This is a genomic window from Streptomyces sp. NRRL S-87, from assembly GCF_000719335.1.
GTDB lineage: Bacteria > Actinomycetota > Actinomycetes > Streptomycetales > Streptomycetaceae > Streptomyces.
The window spans coordinates 99711-116376 of record NZ_JOGB01000008.1 but is presented as its reverse complement, the minus strand read 5'-3'; the positions used below and the strand labels follow the sequence as shown (position 1 = coordinate 116376).

Annotated in this window: 17 protein-coding genes; 9 read left to right on the top strand and 8 right to left on the bottom strand. The window is 69.0% G+C overall.

All coding sequences use genetic code 11. From position 1 onward, the window contains the following. Positions 1-10: 10 nt before the first annotated feature. Genes IF43_RS0107365 through IF43_RS42025 form a run of 7 tightly spaced genes read right to left on the bottom strand, consistent with a single transcriptional unit; the run spans position 11 to position 5232 of the window. Complete coding sequence (locus IF43_RS0107365; RefSeq protein WP_051794832.1) at positions 11-877, bottom strand: hypothetical protein; 867 nt, start codon at positions 875-877, stop codon at positions 11-13. Continuing rightward, on the bottom strand, positions 874-1797 hold the full coding sequence (locus IF43_RS0107360; RefSeq protein ID WP_030195686.1) for a D-isomer specific 2-hydroxyacid dehydrogenase family protein: 924 nt from the start codon (positions 1795-1797) through the stop codon (positions 874-876). Before IF43_RS0107360 ends, IF43_RS0107365 begins: the two co-directional genes overlap by 4 nt. Continuing rightward, on the bottom strand, positions 1794-2459 hold the full coding sequence (locus IF43_RS0107355) for a TylF/MycF/NovP-related O-methyltransferase (protein WP_030195684.1): 666 nt from the start codon (positions 2457-2459) through the stop codon (positions 1794-1796). Before IF43_RS0107355 ends, IF43_RS0107360 begins: the two co-directional genes overlap by 4 nt. 5 nt (positions 2460-2464) lie before the next feature. Next, the gene (locus tag IF43_RS0107350) at positions 2465-2896 is read right to left on the bottom strand and encodes an NUDIX domain-containing protein (RefSeq protein WP_234331993.1); all 432 of its coding nucleotides are present in this window, start codon (positions 2894-2896) and stop codon (positions 2465-2467) included. Positions 2897-2925: 29 nt separating this feature from the next. Next, a complete protein-coding gene (locus tag IF43_RS0107345; RefSeq protein WP_030195679.1) occupies positions 2926-3795 on the bottom strand; it encodes an isocitrate lyase/phosphoenolpyruvate mutase family protein in 870 nt (289 codons plus the stop codon). Beyond that, positions 3788-4474 (bottom strand): dTMP kinase, encoded by a 687-nt coding sequence (locus IF43_RS0107340; RefSeq protein WP_030195676.1) that lies wholly within the window; start codon positions 4472-4474, stop codon positions 3788-3790. The genes IF43_RS0107345 and IF43_RS0107340 overlap by 8 nt, the downstream gene beginning before the upstream one ends. After that, positions 4471-5232: a hypothetical protein gene (locus IF43_RS42025; protein WP_199922687.1), complete on the bottom strand. Its 762-nt coding sequence runs from the start codon at positions 5230-5232 to the stop codon at positions 4471-4473. Before IF43_RS42025 ends, IF43_RS0107340 begins: the two co-directional genes overlap by 4 nt. A gap of 306 nt (positions 5233-5538) precedes the next feature. On the opposite strand from IF43_RS42025, the gene IF43_RS37835 reads away from it, so the two are divergent. The 3 genes from IF43_RS37835 to IF43_RS0107320 are packed head-to-tail and all read left to right on the top strand — an operon-like array spanning position 5539 to position 8498. Further along, complete coding sequence (locus IF43_RS37835) at positions 5539-6951, top strand: helix-turn-helix transcriptional regulator (RefSeq protein WP_051794830.1); 1413 nt, start codon at positions 5539-5541, stop codon at positions 6949-6951. A gap of 59 nt (positions 6952-7010) precedes the next feature. After that, positions 7011-8012 (top strand): asparaginase, encoded by a 1002-nt coding sequence (locus IF43_RS0107325; protein ID WP_030195667.1) that lies wholly within the window; start codon positions 7011-7013, stop codon positions 8010-8012. 27 nt (positions 8013-8039) lie between these two features. Then, positions 8040-8498, top strand: a complete 459-nt coding sequence (locus tag IF43_RS0107320) for a PPC domain-containing DNA-binding protein (protein ID WP_030195664.1) — start codon at positions 8040-8042, stop codon at positions 8496-8498. Here the strand turns inward: IF43_RS0107320 and IF43_RS0107315 are convergent. Beyond that, complete coding sequence (locus IF43_RS0107315) at positions 8485-9108, bottom strand: amino acid transporter (protein ID WP_030195661.1); 624 nt, start codon at positions 9106-9108, stop codon at positions 8485-8487. The genes IF43_RS0107320 and IF43_RS0107315 overlap by 14 nt on opposite strands. Before the next feature lie 325 nt (positions 9109-9433). Here IF43_RS0107315 and IF43_RS0107305 point away from each other — a divergent pair, with 325 nt between their 5' ends. The 6 genes from IF43_RS0107305 to IF43_RS0107285 all read left to right on the top strand — a co-directional run bounded on the left by IF43_RS0107305 (position 9434) and on the right by IF43_RS0107285 (position 16660). Continuing rightward, positions 9434-10000, top strand: a complete 567-nt coding sequence (locus tag IF43_RS0107305; protein WP_051794828.1) for an ATP-binding protein — start codon at positions 9434-9436, stop codon at positions 9998-10000. A gap of 78 nt (positions 10001-10078) precedes the next feature. Continuing rightward, on the top strand, positions 10079-11905 hold the full coding sequence (locus tag IF43_RS0107300; RefSeq protein ID WP_051794826.1) for an SIR2 family protein: 1827 nt from the start codon (positions 10079-10081) through the stop codon (positions 11903-11905). A 162-nt stretch (positions 11906-12067) separates the two neighbouring features. After that, positions 12068-13288 carry a damage-control phosphatase ARMT1 family protein gene (locus tag IF43_RS0107295; protein WP_030195653.1) on the top strand — a complete coding sequence of 407 codons (1221 nt, stop codon included), beginning with the start codon at positions 12068-12070 and terminating at the stop codon, positions 13286-13288. 660 nt (positions 13289-13948) lie between these two features. Continuing rightward, positions 13949-14395: an ImmA/IrrE family metallo-endopeptidase gene (locus tag IF43_RS39025; protein ID WP_234331991.1), complete on the top strand. Its 447-nt coding sequence runs from the start codon at positions 13949-13951 to the stop codon at positions 14393-14395. 149 nt (positions 14396-14544) lie between these two features. Next, entirely contained in the window at positions 14545-15780 is a 1236-nt protein-coding gene (locus tag IF43_RS0107290) for an MAB_1171c family putative transporter (protein ID WP_030195650.1), read from the top strand. Between the two features lie 250 nt (positions 15781-16030). After that, the gene (locus IF43_RS0107285) at positions 16031-16660 is read left to right on the top strand and encodes an HAD-IA family hydrolase (protein ID WP_030195647.1); all 630 of its coding nucleotides are present in this window, start codon (positions 16031-16033) and stop codon (positions 16658-16660) included. Positions 16661-16666 lie beyond the last annotated feature (6 nt).

Here is a 16666-nt window from a genome sequence, read left to right as displayed (position 1 = left end):
GAGGCGCGGTCTACGCGCCATCGGTGGAGACCGTGGACAGCCACCCGAGAAGCTGCCCGCCGGTGATGGGGATGTGGACGTCGCCACGGCGAAGGAACCACCCGTCGGCGTACCGCTGGGGCAGCCAGCCAGCGTCAGGGGCACCAAGATGGGGAGGCTTCTGCAGCGGGTCGTCGACGGGCCAGCAGTCCAGAAGCGCTCTCGTCACGCCTCGCTGAACCGGACGGAACCACTCCCACGTCTCTGCGCGAGCCGGGTCGATCGACGGGCGGGGCTGCGCGTCGGCAAGCAGCGGCAGCCACTTGTCGCCGAGGACCGGGTGGCCGGCCGCCGCGCAGCCGAGCGCGGTGAGGCAGGTCTCCAGCTTCCGGCACACGACGCCGGCCGATTCGGCCAGGCCGTCCTCGACGAGGCCGGTCAGGTCCTCCGCGAGACTCGCAGCGACCTCGGCCTGGTCGGCGACCGCCCAGCGTCGGTAGCCCTGGCGCTCCCGGGGGTCGAGCACCGGATCCCAGCCCCCGGAGCCGTATGAGAGGGCGGTGCGCAGACACATGAGGTCGTGCATCGAGGCGCGTACCCGACGGAACGATCCGAGGGAGTCGCGGCGCACGTCGAAGGAGCGGAGCAGGTGACGGAGTTCCTCCGCCCGCTGCGGCCCCGCCGCCTGGAGGTCGACACGGACGCCGTCCACGATGCGCGACTCCCACGCCGGAAGGGCGCCGTCCACGATGCCACGCAGGTCGATGTCGCTCGCCGCGTGGGCGAAGCCGCAGGCGAGGGCTCCCTCCAGCCAGACCTCGCGGGCCTCGCCGGACGTGAGCAGCGCCTGGGCGACTCTGTCGGCGATCTCCCGGCGCAATCGTGCCGATGGGTTCACCGGTGGCCTCCTTCGATCAGGATCGTGTTGTCAGCGGTGATCTCCTTGAGGAGATCGACGGCCCATCGGTCGAGCGCGCAGCGCACGTCGGAGCGCTGGGCCCCGATGTGGGGCGAGGCCAGGAGGTTGAGCGGCGTCGTGGAGCCGGTGAGGAGCGGCAGGTGCTCCCGCTCGACCGGGTCGAGTGCAAGGCCCGAGAGCCTTCCGTCCTCCAGTGCCCGCAGGCAGGCGGCGACGTCGAGGGTCTCCAGCCGTCCTGCGCAGATGAGCAGAGGCCGCTGCGGAGCGACGCGTTCGAGGAAGTCCTCGCCGATGAGCTGTTCGGTCGTGGGGCGCAGCGGCAGAGCGATCACGTGTACCTGCGACTGCTCCATGAGCGCTGCCTGAGACAGCTCTCGCAGACCGGGAGGGTTCGACGGCCACGCGGCGAAGGCCGTGCGGCCCACGTAGGGGGCGAGTGCCCAGTCGGCGGCCAGCCCCACCGGGCCCGCGCCCCAGATGCCTGCGGCCAGGGTGCCGAGTGACGCTCCCATACACGCCTGCTTCTCGTGCCGGCCGAGCAGCAGCGCGTGATGCCCCAAGGGGATCCGCCGGGCCAGGGAGAGGGCAGCGGCGAGCACCCACTCGCCCACGGCGCCCGCGCCGGCCTCGGCGTTGCGATGCAGCGTGATGCCACGGTGCCGGAGGGCGCTCACGTCGATGTGGTCGATGCCGGAGCCGGTCCGTACGACGTGCCGCAGGCGGGGGAGCGCGTCGAGCTCCCGCTCGCCGAGACGGACGCCGGAGCGCAGGACGAGCACGGCCGTGTCGGCGGGCGGAGGCGAGTCCAGGTCCGGCAACTCGTGTACGGCGACATCGGACAGGGCGCGGCGGATCGCGCTCGCGTCCGCCGCACCTCGTAGCACCAGGACAGCGCTCATCCGAGGAACTCCCGCTTCTCGTACCGGCCGAAGGCGAGATCACCCTCGCCGACGACGACGGTCACGGGCGACGGCGTGCCGAAGTACGCGTCGCAGGCGCGCTTCACGCCCGGGAGCCCGTCCCAGGCTCGCGGATTGACCGCCGTGTCCGCGTAGTCGTCGACGAACAACACGCCCGTCGGCATCAGGCGGGTGACGCAGTGCGTGAGTCCCGTGAGTGTCGAGTCGTAGAAGTCGCCGTCCAGGTAGGCGAACGCGATCTCGTCGGGCAGCTCCTTGGGAAGGGTCTCGTCGAACCATCCCGGATGGATGACCGGCGCCGGCCTGCCCCAGGCCGCGTGCGTGGCGCGCACGTCGTCTGGAGACGACCGGAGCTCGCCCGCCGCCAGGTGGTTCGAGTCCTTGGCACCGGGCGCGGGCATGCCCTGGAAGGAGTCGTAGACGTGGATCTCGCGGTTGTGGTCGCCCAGCGATTCGAGCACGCTACGGATCCAGAGGGCCATCGCGCCCCTGTAACAACCGAGTTCGACCACCGGCCCCGGCAGACCGCGGGCGGTCAGGCCAGCGAGCTCATCGGCGATCACGCGGAGCCGGTCGGCGCACACCGTCCCGGGGTGCTCCCGCAGCAGCCACTCCCGCAGATCCTTCAGCATCGGATCCATGAATGTCACCACCTGTCCACGAAGGGGTCGGCGAGCTCCCCGTTCAACGCCGCCGACAGCGGGCGGTTGATCCGGGGCAACAGGTACACGTCGCCTAGACGATCCAGCGGAACCCACTCGAAGCCCACCTGGATGGGGTCCGGCGGTTCCGGCATGCGCGGCTCCGCGTCGTCCACCTGCTCCGCGAGGAAGTTGAACTGGACCTTCTGTACGTCCCCGAACTTGCCCTGCCACGAGTCGGGGACGTACTCGACGACGCACAACAGACGCCGGGCCACGACCTGCAGGCCGGTCTCCTGCGCGACCTTGCGGTTCACGGCCTGGCGCAGGTCCTCGCCGACCTGGGCCTTGCCGCCGGGAAGGTTGAAGTGGAACCCGGCCTCGTCGTTGTACGACAGCAGTAGGACGGCGCCGTCGCGCACGATCGCTGCCTTCACGGACACGCTGATCCGAGGCAGCTCGGGCGTCAGAGGCACGACAGCGCCTCCGGCTCGCCGACGCGCATCAGGTCGCCGACCTCCGCCAGAGATCCCGCGACGGTGGAGCGGAAACTCCCTCCACGCCGGAACTGACGGGCGGCGGTGCGCATACCCGCGAGGGCGGCACGGCTGAGCTGGTTCGCGTAGATGCAGAGGCGGAAGCCGGCCTCGCCGAGTTCGGCGGCGCTCAGGTCGGGGAACGCCGTGGGCACGCTGACCAGCGGCACGCCGTTACTCCACGATCGCCCGATGGCCCGCGCCTGCTCACCGGTCGCGTCCTTGGAGTGGATGAGTACCGCATCCGCTCCGGCTTCGGCGTACGCCTCGGCGCGGGCGATCGCCGTGGCCAGGTCCTCGCCGGCGATCAGGGCCTCGGTGCGGGCCACGACCACGAGGCCGTCACCGGCGACCTTCCGTATGCGCCCCACCTGTTCGCACAACAGGTCCCGGTCCGCGAGGCTCTGGTCCCGGTGAGCCGCGAAGCTGTTGCACTTCGGGTACGCGCTGTCCTCGACACACACCGCCGCGGCTCCTGCGCGCATCAGGTCGTACGCGAACCGCTCCGCCGTGCGCCCCGAGCCGCCCGCGTTGTCGATGTCCACGATGACGGGCAGTTCGGTGACACGGCCGAGCGAGGCGACCACGTCGGACAGGTCGCGGGGGCCCAGGACATTGGCGTCCGGCAGCCCGGAGGCTGCGGACACCTCCAGCCCGCTCACCCACAGGGCGTCGAAGCCCGATTCCGCCGCGACATGCGCAGCGAGCGCGTTCACCGCACCGATCGCCAGGAGCGGGTGCTTCCGCTCGCTGTCGTTGATGGCCTCGCGCAGATGCATCGCCTTCGTGCCGTCAGCCATGGGTCTCTCCTCCTTCCGTGCGGGCGGCGACCGGCGGCACCAGCTGCCGTTCACGCAGTACGTCCCAGGCGGCGAGCAGCACCTCGGACCGGGGTCGGCGGGCGTCCAGGCGGACCACGTCGCCGAGGAGCTGGAACTCGTCGGGCTTCGAGACCACGGCCTCGTAGGTCTCGCGAACCCGGCTCTGGACGTCGTGCACGTCCCAGTCGGCCCGGACCGCGTCACCCTGGCGGGCCTGCGCCCGGCTCATCGAGGCGTCGGTCTCCAGGTCCAGGACGAACGTGAGATCCGGGGCCACGGTGAGCTGCGCGGCCAGCACCTCGTACGTCTCCGACACCCTCATGCCGTGCTTCACCGCGAAGAACGCCAGCTCACTGAGGAGCCAGCGATCCGCGATCACGGGCCGGGCCGGCCGCTGGGGGAGCACGAGGCGATCCAGCGTGGCCCGCTTGTCCGCCGCGATCGCGGACAGGTAGGCGTCACGGTTCCCGGCGTTCGGCTGGTACTTGCCGGTGACGATTGCGGCGGCCTGGTCGGCGGCGAGGAAGTTGGTGGTGAGCATGCACAGCGGGGTGACGCCGTACAGCCCCTCCCAGAGCCGGAACAGGCCCTTACGCAGCGTCGTCTTGCCGGTGCCGTCGAGCCCCTCGATGACGATGAACGGATAGCGGTGGTTCATTCGACCTGCCCCGCTCCCGTGCCGCCGGCGTACTTGGTGAAGCGGCCCCGCCAGCGGGCCGTGGTGGACACCAGGTCCACGAGCCGGAGCTCCGCCAACTCGTCGATGAGGCGAGGTAGCTCGGGCTCGGCGCAGACGCCGGCCTCGACGGCCCGGCAGTACGCGGCGCGGAGGGCCGGGTCGTCGTCGGAGTTACGCAGCGCCGCCTCCAGCACCCGCGTGGCCATGCCGTGGGCCACGATGCTCACCGCGGTGCCCAGGGCCTGCTCGTGGAGCGGGTCCGGGTGCGGCTCCAGCGTGATGTGGTGCACCCCGCGGTGGCGGATGACCGCGAAGAAGCCCACCCACCACGTGGCGGCGGCGCTGACGGCGGTCACGGCGTCGGACCAGGCCGCCCCGGACTGCTCCGCGAGGATGCTCTGAGCTGCGGTGTCGGCGGCGCGGCGAAGTGCCCCGCGCCGGTTCCGCGACTCCGCTCCGTGCCGCTGGGGCAGATCCCACCAGAAGCCGAGCCCGGCGTCCGCCAGCAGCGCCATCGCGAACCCGTCGCCTGTCGGCAGCGGAGACGGGCGCTGGGCCAGCACGGAGACATCGGCGCCCGGCAAGTCGGGCAGCGCCTTCTCCTCGGCGACGGCAGCCCGCCATTCGTCGAGATGGAGATGGAGCCGCTGGGTCAGCAGCCCGTCCGCCAGCGTCTGCCAGGCCTGGGCCAGCGGCGGAGAATCGGGGGGCCGGGGCGGCAGGGTCAAGGAGGTCACAGGTCGGATCCTCACGTCCGGGGAGTCGCGGCACGCGGCTCCGGTCGGTGGTGCTCCACCACAATGGCCGCCACGAAGGCCCACGCTCATGAGTGTTTATGAGCCCCACCAGCGGAACGTGTCCGGGTGGTCGCAGAGCGAGGGAGAATGCCGACCATGGTCGACAGCGGACAGCGGCGGTGCACGCGCTGCGGTGCCCTTCTCAGTCGCTTCAACGCCGGTACACGATGCGCCTCGTGCCAGGGCGGGCCGGCGGCCCGGCGGGCCGACCCGGCCTTCTGGCGTGATCCGACGGTCCGGCGAGCCGTGGCCGCATGGGAACTCGGCACCGTCGTCAAGCTGTTCAGGAAGCACACGGGCCTCTCCCAGGCCGGCGTGGCGCGGATGGTCAGCATCGACCAAGCCGAGGTCAGCAGACTCGAGCGCGGGCTCAAACAGATCCGCGACCGACGGCAGTTCGTCCAGTGGACCGATGCATTGGGAATTCCGGAAGAGCTGCTCGGGCTCCTGCCCACGGCCGATCCGCACACCCCGGACGCCACGAGCCGACCAGGAACGGCGGGCACGGCAGCGCGTGGGTACGTGGCGCTGCCCGAAGGCCCAGGCCAGCTCCTGTTACCCGCCGGCCGGTCCGTCTCGACGACGGCGCTGCCCGTGCTGAGCCTCTCAGCGGCCTCCTTCCTCGGGGACAGCTTGAGACTCGACTCCCGCCCGGAGCTGGACGCCTGGCGCACCATGCCGATGCGCGCGCTCGTCGTCGCGAACCGCACGGTGGACGGGGCGGTCCGGCAGTTCGTCGTCGACGCCAGGCCGAGCGGCGTACGCGGCACCGCCTCCGACCCGGTCGATGTCCCGGCCGCGTACGAACTGGACGACCTGACTTACGGCATCCTGTGGGCGGTGTCGGGATTCGAGGCGGCGCTGCTCGGCGACGACCAGGCCCTGCACACCTCGTTGGCTTCGCTCACCGCTTCCCCAGGCTCGCCGCTCGCCTCCGACCACGGCCTGACCGAAGTTTCCACGATGCTGATCGGCTCGGAGACCGCGGCTCGGTACATCCTGGGTCACCGTGACCACCTGGGCGACGCGCCCGTCTTCTGGACCAGGGAACAGCGTGGTGAAGAGGCCGCCACCTGGCTGTTCTTCCGGCACAAGTACCGCTACCTCGAACGAATGGGGCCCCGGCGTCCAGGCGGTACCAGCGGCCGGGGGTTCTGCGTGCCCGAGACGGCGGTCGCCTCCTCGCCGGCGTACGAGCGCGTTCTGATGTTCCTCGCCATCGCGCTCATGGAGTCCTTCGGTATCCGCACCTGGGTGACGGACGACGGAGGCTTCGCGCACACCGACGGTTTCGCCCTGTCTCACGGGCGCCGAGCCGTCATCGCCTCATGGGTACGGACCGAGGGGGCGTCCCATCTCGCGGTCACCGCGCGGCCGGGAGCCCTGCGGACGTTCGCCGAGGCGACGGGCCACGTCAGCCACCACTCGGCCACGGCGGCCGAGAAGGCCGGACAACGCCTCGCGGCAACGGCGGAGTATCTCAACATCGATGCGTCCTGGCTCGGTCGCAGGTGCGCACAGTTGTCGGCCGTCGGCACCGAGCGGCTGGCCCGGCCGCGCAGCCGGTTGCTCGGCCTCGAAGGGCTGGAGGCCGCCTGCCGGTTCGTGGCCGAACAGCTGGTGATCATTCCGCGTACCCGGACGGCGCCGACCCGATAGCCTGCCTGAACCACTCGCGAGGCCGCGCTCGGCGGCGTCCGGACAGGGGAGCAGGGGAAATGACGGAGTCGGTCAGGAACGTGGCGGTCTTCTCCCTCGGCGGCACGATCGCCATGACCACCGATCCCACCACCGGAGGCGTCGTACCCGCGCTCTCGGCCCACGAACTCCTCGCCGCTGTTCCCGCCCTGGCCACGAGCGGCATCGGCCTCAAGGTGCGGGACTTCCGGCGCCTGCCCGGAGCCTCCCTGACATTCGAGGACCTCACCGCGCTGTCGGCCGCGATCGCGGCGGAGCTGGAGACCGGAGACGTCGACGGCGTCGTCATCACCCAGGGCACCGACACCATCGAGGAGACCGCCTTCCTCCTCGACCTCTACCACGGCCACGACCAGCCGGTCGTCGTCACAGGCGCGATGCGCAATCCCACCCTTCCCGGCGCCGACGGCCCGGCCAACCTCCACGCCGCCGTCCTGGCCGCCGCCGATCCCGGCCTCAGGGGCGTCGGCTGCCTCGTCGTACTCGGCGACGAGATCCACTCGGCCCGGACCGTCCGCAAGTCCCACACCACCAGTCCCGCCGCCTTCACCTCACCGTCTTCCGGACCGATCGCGCGGGTCGCGGAGAACCGGGTGCGGATGGTGGGCGGCCTATTGCCCCGTGGACCGCTGGTCGGCGCCCCCGACCGGGAGGCGCGTGTCGGGCTCTACGTCGTCACCCTTGGCGACGACGGTGCACTGCTCGACCTGTGGGACGGCAACTGCGACGGGCTCGTGGTCGCGGCCTTCGGCGTGGGCCACGTCCCGGAGCGTCTCGTGGCAGGGCTCACCAAGCTCGCCTCCCGCATCCCCGTGGTCCTCGCCTCCCGCATCGGCAACGGCCCCGTCCTGTCCGACACGTACGGCTTCCCCGGCTCCGAGAAGGACCTCCTCGGACGAGGACTCATCGGCGCCGGCGACCTCGGCCCGTACCAGGCCCGGCTCCTGCTGCAGGCCCTGCTCGCCCAGGGCGCCGACGGGGCCGCAGTCCGAGAGACCTTCACCGCCGCCTTCGCCCGCTGACCCCACCTCTTCAGGAGACACCCGCACATGCGTGCTCACGAGCTGACCGTTGGCCGTACCTTCGGCGTCACCTTCGACCACGGGGAGGACTTCTTCGAGGCGCTGTCCACCTTCTGCCGGGACAACGGCGTACGGCATGGCTACATCCCCTCGTTCATCGGGGCCTTCGCGGAGGCCGAGATCGTGGGTGCCTGCGAGAAGCTCGCCGACCCGGACGCACCGGTCTGGGCGAAGACGTACGTCACCAACGTCGAGGCGTTCGGCGCCGGCACCCTCGCTCACGACCCGGCCACCGGCGGGATACTCCCGCACATCCACGTCTCCGCCGGCCTGAAGGCCCAGTCGGCCGACGGCAGGACGAGCCACCTCCTCAGCGCCAAGGTCCAGTTCCTCAGCGAACTGCTGATCGTGGAGGTCACGTCGCCCACGATGACCCGGCCCCGGAACCCCGACCTCTACGACGTGCCGCTGCTCACGTTCGGCTGACCGGCAGGAGCCGCCGGAGCCAGTGGTGGGTGGGCGCGATCACCTTGATCGCGTCCGCCAGCCAGGCGCGTGCCGGAGCGTCGAGCAGCGGCAGTACCGCTTCGAAGTCGGTCTCGTCCTTGTCCCGGGTCGCTTTCGCCTTGTAGAAGAGCTGGACCTCGGGCGCGAGATACGGGATGCCCGTCTCGCTCGTGCGCCCGAGCCGGTCGATGGGGAGTCGGATCTTCGGGGTGCGCCGCGAGACCCACTGGGTGCCCTCGGCCTCGTCCAGCATAAGCTGCACAGACCAGGGCGCCTTGGGTGTGCGGCGGCACCAGATGTCGTGGAGCGGCGGCTGTAGGGCCTCTCCAGGACGCCACGGCCGAAGCTCCCCCTGGCCGGGCGGGTCCGCCACGTACAGGTCCCAGCCGGCCAGCAGGCCACGTACCAGAGCCTGGTCGCGCCGGAGGATGAGGACATCGAGATCGCCGTGGGCGCGCAGCTCGCGGCCGACCGCGAGTTCGATCGCGTAGCCACCAGCGATCCACCACGGGAAGTCCGCCTTGGCGAAGACCTTGGCCACATCCTCGGGACGATCCGGCACCCAGCGTCCCAACACGTCAGCACTCACCCGCCCATACTCCCAGTGATCGGAGGGGCGGAGACGAAGGCCGGCGGCGGGTCGGCGGTCTCGCTGGAGGGCCCTGTCACCCGCTCGTGCCCCCTGCGCTCATAAACGCCCATGAGCATCAGGGACACCGGCATCCATCGTTGAGTGCGTGACTCGCGACCGGCCTCGTGGCCGGTGCTTGAGCCACGATCCTTCCGGGACCGCGCACCCGAAGCCAGTTGCTTCCTGCGGCCGTATGCCTTCAGCGGCGTACTGGCGGCACTTCGGCGACCACGTCGCAGCGCCGGGAGGCCATCGCTGTCACCCACAGGAGGTCCGTCGCCCGATGATCAGCGCGCCATCCGCCGCTCTCGGCCTCGTGTACCGCTGGACCGACCGCACTCCCAACCCGACGGGCGAAGCCCGCGCGGTCCTGCGACGTGTCCTCAAGGGCCTGGGGCTGTCCGGGGACGTCGTCAGCGACGGCGTCCTGGCCGTCTCGGAGCTCGTGGCGAACGCGCACGAGCACGCGTACGGCCCCTACGAGGTGCACGTCCGCTCGGCCGCCGGGCGGTACATCTGCGAGATCCATGACAGGGACCCGCTCCTTCCCGGGGGCCTCTACCGCGGCGCCACGTCGTCGTCGGACGCCGAAGCGGCCGAGGAGGCGGGCGGGTTGCTCGTCGAGCGTGGCCGGGGTCTGCGCATCGTGAACGAGCTGGCCCAGGGGCAGTGGGGGTTCCACGTCACGGAACATGGCGCCAAGGCCGCCTGGATCGTGCTGGCTCCAGCGTTGCCGGCGCCCTCCGACGGGAGTGACGCTGACGGCACTCGGGCATCCCGTTCCAGCAATTCGACGAAACGAGGGTCCACCGCGTCACCGAAGGAGGATCCCTTCTTCTCGTCATGGTGACGATTAATCCGGTATCCTGCTGCCGGAGCTGATGAGCTATTCGTCCGCCGGGCGAGTCATCGGCATGAGGAGGCATAGGTGGCAAGCGACGACGCGACCGGCCCGGTCGCCATCCCGGCTGGGAGTCTCATCGAGCCTCCGATGGCCATGGCGCTGAACGTGCACTCGAGCCCGGGCGTGTACGCGCTGCTGCTCGGGGCCGGCATCTCGATCGCCTCGGGAGTGAAGACCGGCTGGGGGGTCGTGCAGGACATCGTTGGGAAGGTCGCCGCCGTCCGTGACCCCGACAACCCCGACGCCCGGGCCGAGGCCATGGCCGACCCCGAGAAGTGGTGGGAGGCCAACACCAACGAGCCCCTGGGCTACTCCGCGTTGCTGGCCGCCGCAGCACCGAAGCCCGCTTCCCGGCAGGCCATGCTCGCGGAGTACTTCGAACCCGAGGAAGGCCAGGACGACAGCAAGGGCCCGACTGCGGCGCACCGGGCCATCGCCCAGCTGGTCAAGCGCGGCAGCATTCGCGTCATCCTCACCACCAACTTCGACCGGCTCACCGAGCGGGCACTGCAGGAGGTCGGCATCTCGCCCCAAGTGGTGAGCCGCCCAGAGCAGATCAAAGGCATGAAGCCGCTCGCGCACAGCCAGGTCACTGTGATCAAGCTGCATGGCGACTACGCCGACCTTGAGCAGCGCAACACCGTCGACGAGTTGGAGACCTACCCGGACGAGCTCCAGGAGTTCCTGGAGCGGGTGCTGGACGAGTACGGGCTGATCGTGTGCGGCTGGTCCGCCGACTGGGACAGGGCTCTCGTCCGGGCCGTCGAGGGAACCCGGTCACGCCGGTACCCCTTGTTCTGGTCGCAGTACGGCCGGTTCAGCGACGCCGCCCGGGCCCTCACCGCCCAGCACGACGCGGTGGTGATCGATGGCAGGAGCGCGGACGAGCTGTTCGCGGACCTCGTACGCCGTGTCGAAGCCCTCGACCGCCTGACCACCACCCCCATCACCCGGGACGTCGCCGTCGTGCAGCTGAAGCGAGCTCTGCCCGACCCCCTGCGCCGTATCGAGCTGTTCGACCTCGTCGACCAGGCTGTCACACAGATCGCCGACCGCAGCACGCCCGAGGACAAGCCGGTGTACGTCCCGCCCACCGCGTGGGCTGACACCTTCGGCTCCAACGTCCGCGGCTATCGGGCCGACAGCGACATCCTGCTGCACCTGCTGGCCAACGGGGTCTTCCACGACGACGGCACCCACGACCACGTATGGCAGCGCGCCGTCGAACGTCTGGTCCGCCTGCGCGACACCACGCCGGGCACATCCAGCTCGTACCTGGAGGAGTTGCGCCACGTCCCGGCGCTCCTGGCCACGTGGACGATCGGCATCGCCTCCGTCCTCAGCCGCCGCGAGGAGCTGCTGGCCACCGCTCTCTACCGCCCGGAGTGGACCGTCCCCCACTCTGGACACCCCCGCCGCGGACCGGCCTGGTGCCTCAACCCCGTCCGGATCCTCAACACCGACGGCATGCACGACATGCACCCGGCCGAGGGCGGCAAGTTCCACTACCCCCAGAGCAACTGGATGAAGGACACACTGCGCGAGCCCTTCCGGCTCGTCGAGCCCAGCGACGTCGCCTACCGAGAGGCATGTGCCCGGTTCGAGTTCCTGGCCTCCATGATCGCCATGGACACCGACAAGCCTGCCTTCGCCAACCCCTGGGCAGGTGAGTTCCTCCTCGACTCCACCTGGGGGTACGAGGGGAACGGCCTCGCCGCCGTCATCGAGACGGAGCTCGCCGACACCTGGCCGCTCCTGCGCGCCGGCGCCTTTGGCGGACAGCTCCCCCGCGCCCAGAAGGCCCTCACCTCGCTCTCCGAGTGGAGGGGTCAGTACGGCAGAACGTGGTGATGTGCAAATGAGTGGCTCTGACAGCTTGACAGCACGCCAGAGCTTCGGCCCGCAGATGCTCCGCGTGCCCGGTGTGGCGGTGCCGCCGGCGGGCTGGACTGACAGCGGGCATGCCCTCGGGGATCATGGCCATGTGAGCGATGTGCGAAGGGCCTCGGCACCATGAGAGCGAAGTCTTCCCGTGCCTCGGGCGACGAAGGTGTGCCGCACGTCGGCCCAGGTGGTGCGCCGGTCGTCCTGGGCAACGAGCCCGGCTCGTTCGCCTGGAGTGTGCTGGCTCAGCGCCACCCTGCCCTCATCCAGCAGGTACGAGACGCCTTCCCCTACGGCCTCCGGCAGCACGAGGCGCTCGACGCCCTGCTGGACGAGATCGCCAACGGTGTCGTCCAACCACTCGCCCCCGCGGACCACGACCACGAGCGCTGGGCGGCCTGGGGGAATGAGCACTTCGGGCGCTCCTGGTACGACGCCCCGCTTCTGTGGGCGGAGAGCTACTTCTATCGCAGGCTCCTGGGCGCGGTCGGGTACTTCGGTGCCGGTCCGTGGCAGGGAGTCGATCCCTTCGCGCCGTTCAAGCAGGCCGAACTGCGAGGCGACGCGGTGGACGAGGAGCTGCGGGCCCTCGACGCGCTCGCGAGCGCCCCGGCTGAGGAGCGGGCCACGGCCCTCCTTCACGCCTCACTCTGGGGCAACCGCGCAGACCTCGGCTTCCGGGTCTCGGCGGGGGAGTCGGCAACGGGTGACACCGCAGTCTCGGCCCTGGTCGCCGACGACAGCGCCACACTGTGGGAGCTCCTGCCCGCCGGCACGTCGGCCGCCGTAGCCGTGGTGGCCGACAACGCGGGACGTGAGCTGATTCCCGACCTCGTCCTCATCGACCACCTCCTCGAACACGGGCACGCCGAGCAGGTCGTGCTTCACGTCAAGCCCTACCCGTACTACGTCTCCGACGCGATGACCGCGGACGTGGTCGACTGCCTCCGCCGCCTCACGGAGGCACCCGGCGAAGCAGGCCGGATCGGCGGCCGACTCTGGAGGGCCATGGCGGCGGGAAGCCTGGAGGCCTGCACCCACCCGTTCTTCTGCGATCCGTTGCCGTATGAAGAGATGCCCGAGGACCTGCGGAAGGAGTTCGCGGATGCCGCACTCACGATCCTGAAGGGTGATCTCAACTACCGCCGCCTGGTGGGCGACCGGCTGTGGCACCCGACCGTGCCGTTCGCCGAGCGCACAGCCCACTTCCCCGGGCCCGTCGCGGCGCTCCGGACCCTGAAGTCCGATGTTGTCGTCGGCCTCAAGCAGGGAACGCTGGACGCCCTCGAACGGTCCGGGGCTGTTTGGCGTACGAGCGGTACTCACGCGCTGATCCAAGTGCGCCCGTAGACCTGAGAGCGCGGGCCGAGTCCGTATCGCTCGGCGACAAGGGATACGGACTCCGACCCCAACCGCCGCGAACTGCGCAGGCGCCGGATCCTTCCGGTCATCTCCTGCAGGGGCGCCCCGAACATCGAGGGGCCGGGCGAGGACCGTTGCGGCGTCGAGCCGACGCTGCTCCACCCGTTCAAACGCGTCGCTGTCCGCTGGGGACGCCGCACCGAACTCCACAACGTCTTCATCTTCCTCGTCTCCAGCCCCATTTGCTGGAAGCGACTGAAAAAGTAGGGCAGCGGACCGACCTCACCTCGGAAGCATTCAAAATTCAATTACCGTGCAGTCGCGCAATTTCGATCTTGGGATCCAGATTGCGAGCCCGTCGCGCTTGGGTGACCTTCACAACAGCCCGTCCTGCGTGGATCGCACTTTCCTCCTTGTGCGATTAGGCGGAGACAGCGTGTGTCGGCCGACCAACGCGCACCTCAACAACAAGCTCCTGGCTACTAGCGCCTCGCGGGCTGGCAGTGAACACCTCAGTGGCATTTCAATGGAGCAACGATGCGTTGGCGTAGGGACCCTTCACGGCGCGCCCTCGTGAGAGAGTGTGAGAGCCTGCTTTCCGATCTCCCTGTTCCCGCTCCTTTCAGTGTCGAGGCACTGGTGCGGAATATGGAGGGCGCGCTCGGGCGCCAGATTCGACTGGTGCCGCTGGATGACACCGACGGTGGCCTGGGTACGGCATGCGGTCTCCGGGTCAAAGCGCCGGAGTTCACGATCATTCTCTATCGCCGCCGTTCAAGTCGCAATCAAACCGAGCACATCATTCTCCATGAGCTCGCGCACGAGTGGCTGAACCACGGTACCTCCCTGAATGATGCAGAGGTCGAGCGGTACGTCCCTGAGCGCGTTCGTCAGGAAGTCCTGCGGCGTTTCCCGTCGGCCCTGATCCAAGGGCGCGTAGATTTTGGCAGCACTGAGGAAAAGCAGGCCGAGCTTTCGGCCTCACTGATCAAGCGGCTGGCACGCCGTCAGTCGTTCACGGGAGATGACATGGTCAGCCTCCTGGAGCATTCACTTGCTCACCCAGTCGCTGCTCCACCGCGGCGACGACTTTAGTCACGATCGACTGGCGGCCACTGAGGCGCAGATCTCGACCTTGCGGCTTCCGCCACATCGCGCAGTCCACCTATTGGCAATCAAGGCTGCGGCCGACTGAGCTCTCGGGTCGGCGAAACGTGCAGCCGACGCAGATACCCACTGGTTTCGTGTTCGACTACATCAAATACCTTACTGCGGCCGTGATGACCCTCATCGCCGTATGGCGATTCCCTGCAGTTCGGTACGCCGATGCTCACCGCCGGGCGCTGTGGGGCGGTTACGCGGGATTCGCCGTAGCTCTCTGGCTCTACACGCCAGCAGTAATGGACGCGGTGGATCGCATTCCGGTAGTGGACCTGAGCGCCCTACTCAGACACTTCGCCAGTACCGCGGCGATCATCGCGGCCCTCACCTACGTCGCCACTAGCTATGGGAGGAGCTCGGAGACCGTCGTCCCCCGGCACGTAGCGGTCTCCCGCTGGATCGCCCGCGTGTCCTACGGGACGGGAGTGATAGGCGTCATTCTGCTCACGGTCCTGTTTTTCACCGTGGTGGACCGCGACAAGCCGAGCCAGAACTTCCTCATTGACCACGCTGGGCAATGGGGGGTCGCGGTCTACATGACCGTGTTCTACTTCTTTCCGCTCATCACGACCGCAGTTTGCGGCTACCAGTGGACGAGGGCGGCGCGACGGGTCGAGAACACGAGCATGCGTGTTGGGCTGGGCTTGATGGGTATTTCCATGTGGATGGGGCTGGCCCACACGTTGGTGCGTATCACCATCCTTTGGGCTGCGGTCGCGTTCCCTCTAAGCCCCTCCACGGTCCGGCTCCTTGTGGACGCCACAGCGATGTGGATGAACCTGCTCTTCCTGTTCGTTGCCGTAGGTGCGAGTATTCCCACCACCCGTGCGGCGGCCGCCCGGTGGAGAACTTGGCTCACCCTGTACAGGACTTACCCGCTCTGGTTTGACCTGGTGGATGCGTTTCCCGGGACGAGCCTGTATCCACCAGGGCGGCGTCTCGCGGAACTCAGGCACATACGCGTCCCCATTGATGTCCGCCTGGACCGATGGACTCAGGACATTGCTGACGCTTGCGAGAAGCTTCGCTATTACGCTCCACGAGACCTGATGTTCGCCGCAGAGGACATCACCGCATCGCACCCTGATCCTGAGCCGGCTGCGGAAGCGTACTGGATTAAGGCCGCACTCCAGGCTGCTGACACCGCGCAAGCCAACCCGTACGCCACTGCCCCTCTGAGAGAGAAGCCGTTCGTTGACACCGATAGTGAAGCGGCGTGGCTTGCGCGAGTCAGCACGGCCTACTCGCACATCACCACGGATCAAGCTCGGGGGCTTCTCCTGCATTCCATAGAGGTGGAATCCGAACCGGGCCGCTAGTCTGCCCTTAGCGTCACAGCCTGATTTCTGCATAGCGATCTTGAATGGCGGGATGGTGAGTGAGATTTGGCACCGTCCGCCGCATGAACTGGGCTGGTACCGTGGCCATGCGGACCGATAGGTCGTGTTCCGCCTCGTAAGTGCACCCCGGCCTGCGACGCACCTCTACTCCCGTCGCCACACGTAGCCGGGCAGTGACGCTATCCGGTCTGGATGGGCGTCCGAAATCTCAGCAATCTGGAGTTCTCGCATGTCCAACCGCCGCACGGGCCTCATCCTCGATTTTGGAGGCGTTCTCACCACTCCGCTGCTGCCCGCAGTGCTCGCGTTCGAGCAGCGCGAGGGCCTCCCGCAGGGCGCCTGCCTCAGGGCCCTGTACAAGGACGAGGAGGGCGTCCGGATCACCAGCGACCTCGAGCGCGGAGTGGTCTCCCAGACTGAGTGGAACGAGTTCGCGGGCAAGATGCTGGGCGTGCCGGCTGACAACTTGATGGGCCGTATCTTCGGCGCACTTCGCCCCGAGCCGCTGATGATCAATGCGGCAGCCGCGGCGAGGCGGGCCGGGATCAAGGTGGGCATCCTGTCCAACAGCGTGGGGCTCGCCCCTTGGGACCTGTACGACGGCTACGAGCTTGAGCGGCTGTACGACGTCGTGGTGATCTCCGAGCAGCACCTGCTGCGCAAGCCCGACCCCGAGCTCTTCGAGATCACGCTCAAGCTCATGGATCTGTCGGCCGATGAGTGCGTCTTCGTCGACGACACCGAAGCGTACGTCCAGGCAGCAGAACAGCTCGGCCTCGCGGGGGTGCACAACCAGGACCCCCAGCACACGGTGGCCACTCTCTCCGAGCTGCTCGGCGTGGACCTCACGGCGTCTTAGTCCGGC

Bases quoted from the DNA above. Each gene is read 5' to 3' on its own strand.
- IF43_RS0107360 (WP_030195686.1), bottom strand. From the start codon at position 1,797: ATGAGCGCTGTCCTGGTGCTACGAGGTGCGGCGGACGCGAGCGCGATC.
- IF43_RS0107355 (WP_030195684.1), bottom strand. From the start codon at position 2,459: ATGGATCCGATGCTGAAGGATCTGCGGGAGTGGCTGCTGCGGGAGCAC.
- IF43_RS0107345 (WP_030195679.1), bottom strand. From the start codon at position 3,795: ATGGCTGACGGCACGAAGGCGATGCATCTGCGCGAGGCCATCAACGAC.
- IF43_RS0107340 (WP_030195676.1), bottom strand. From the start codon at position 4,474: ATGAACCACCGCTATCCGTTCATCGTCATCGAGGGGCTCGACGGCACC.
- IF43_RS0107325 (WP_030195667.1), top strand. From the start codon at position 7,011: ATGACGGAGTCGGTCAGGAACGTGGCGGTCTTCTCCCTCGGCGGCACG.
- IF43_RS0107320 (WP_030195664.1), top strand. From the start codon at position 8,040: ATGCGTGCTCACGAGCTGACCGTTGGCCGTACCTTCGGCGTCACCTTC.
- IF43_RS0107305 (WP_051794828.1), top strand. From the start codon at position 9,434: ATGATCAGCGCGCCATCCGCCGCTCTCGGCCTCGTGTACCGCTGGACC.
- IF43_RS0107295 (WP_030195653.1), top strand. From the start codon at position 12,068: ATGAGAGCGAAGTCTTCCCGTGCCTCGGGCGACGAAGGTGTGCCGCAC.
- IF43_RS39025 (WP_234331991.1), top strand. From the start codon at position 13,949: ATGGAGGGCGCGCTCGGGCGCCAGATTCGACTGGTGCCGCTGGATGAC.
- IF43_RS0107285 (WP_030195647.1), top strand. From the start codon at position 16,031: ATGTCCAACCGCCGCACGGGCCTCATCCTCGATTTTGGAGGCGTTCTC.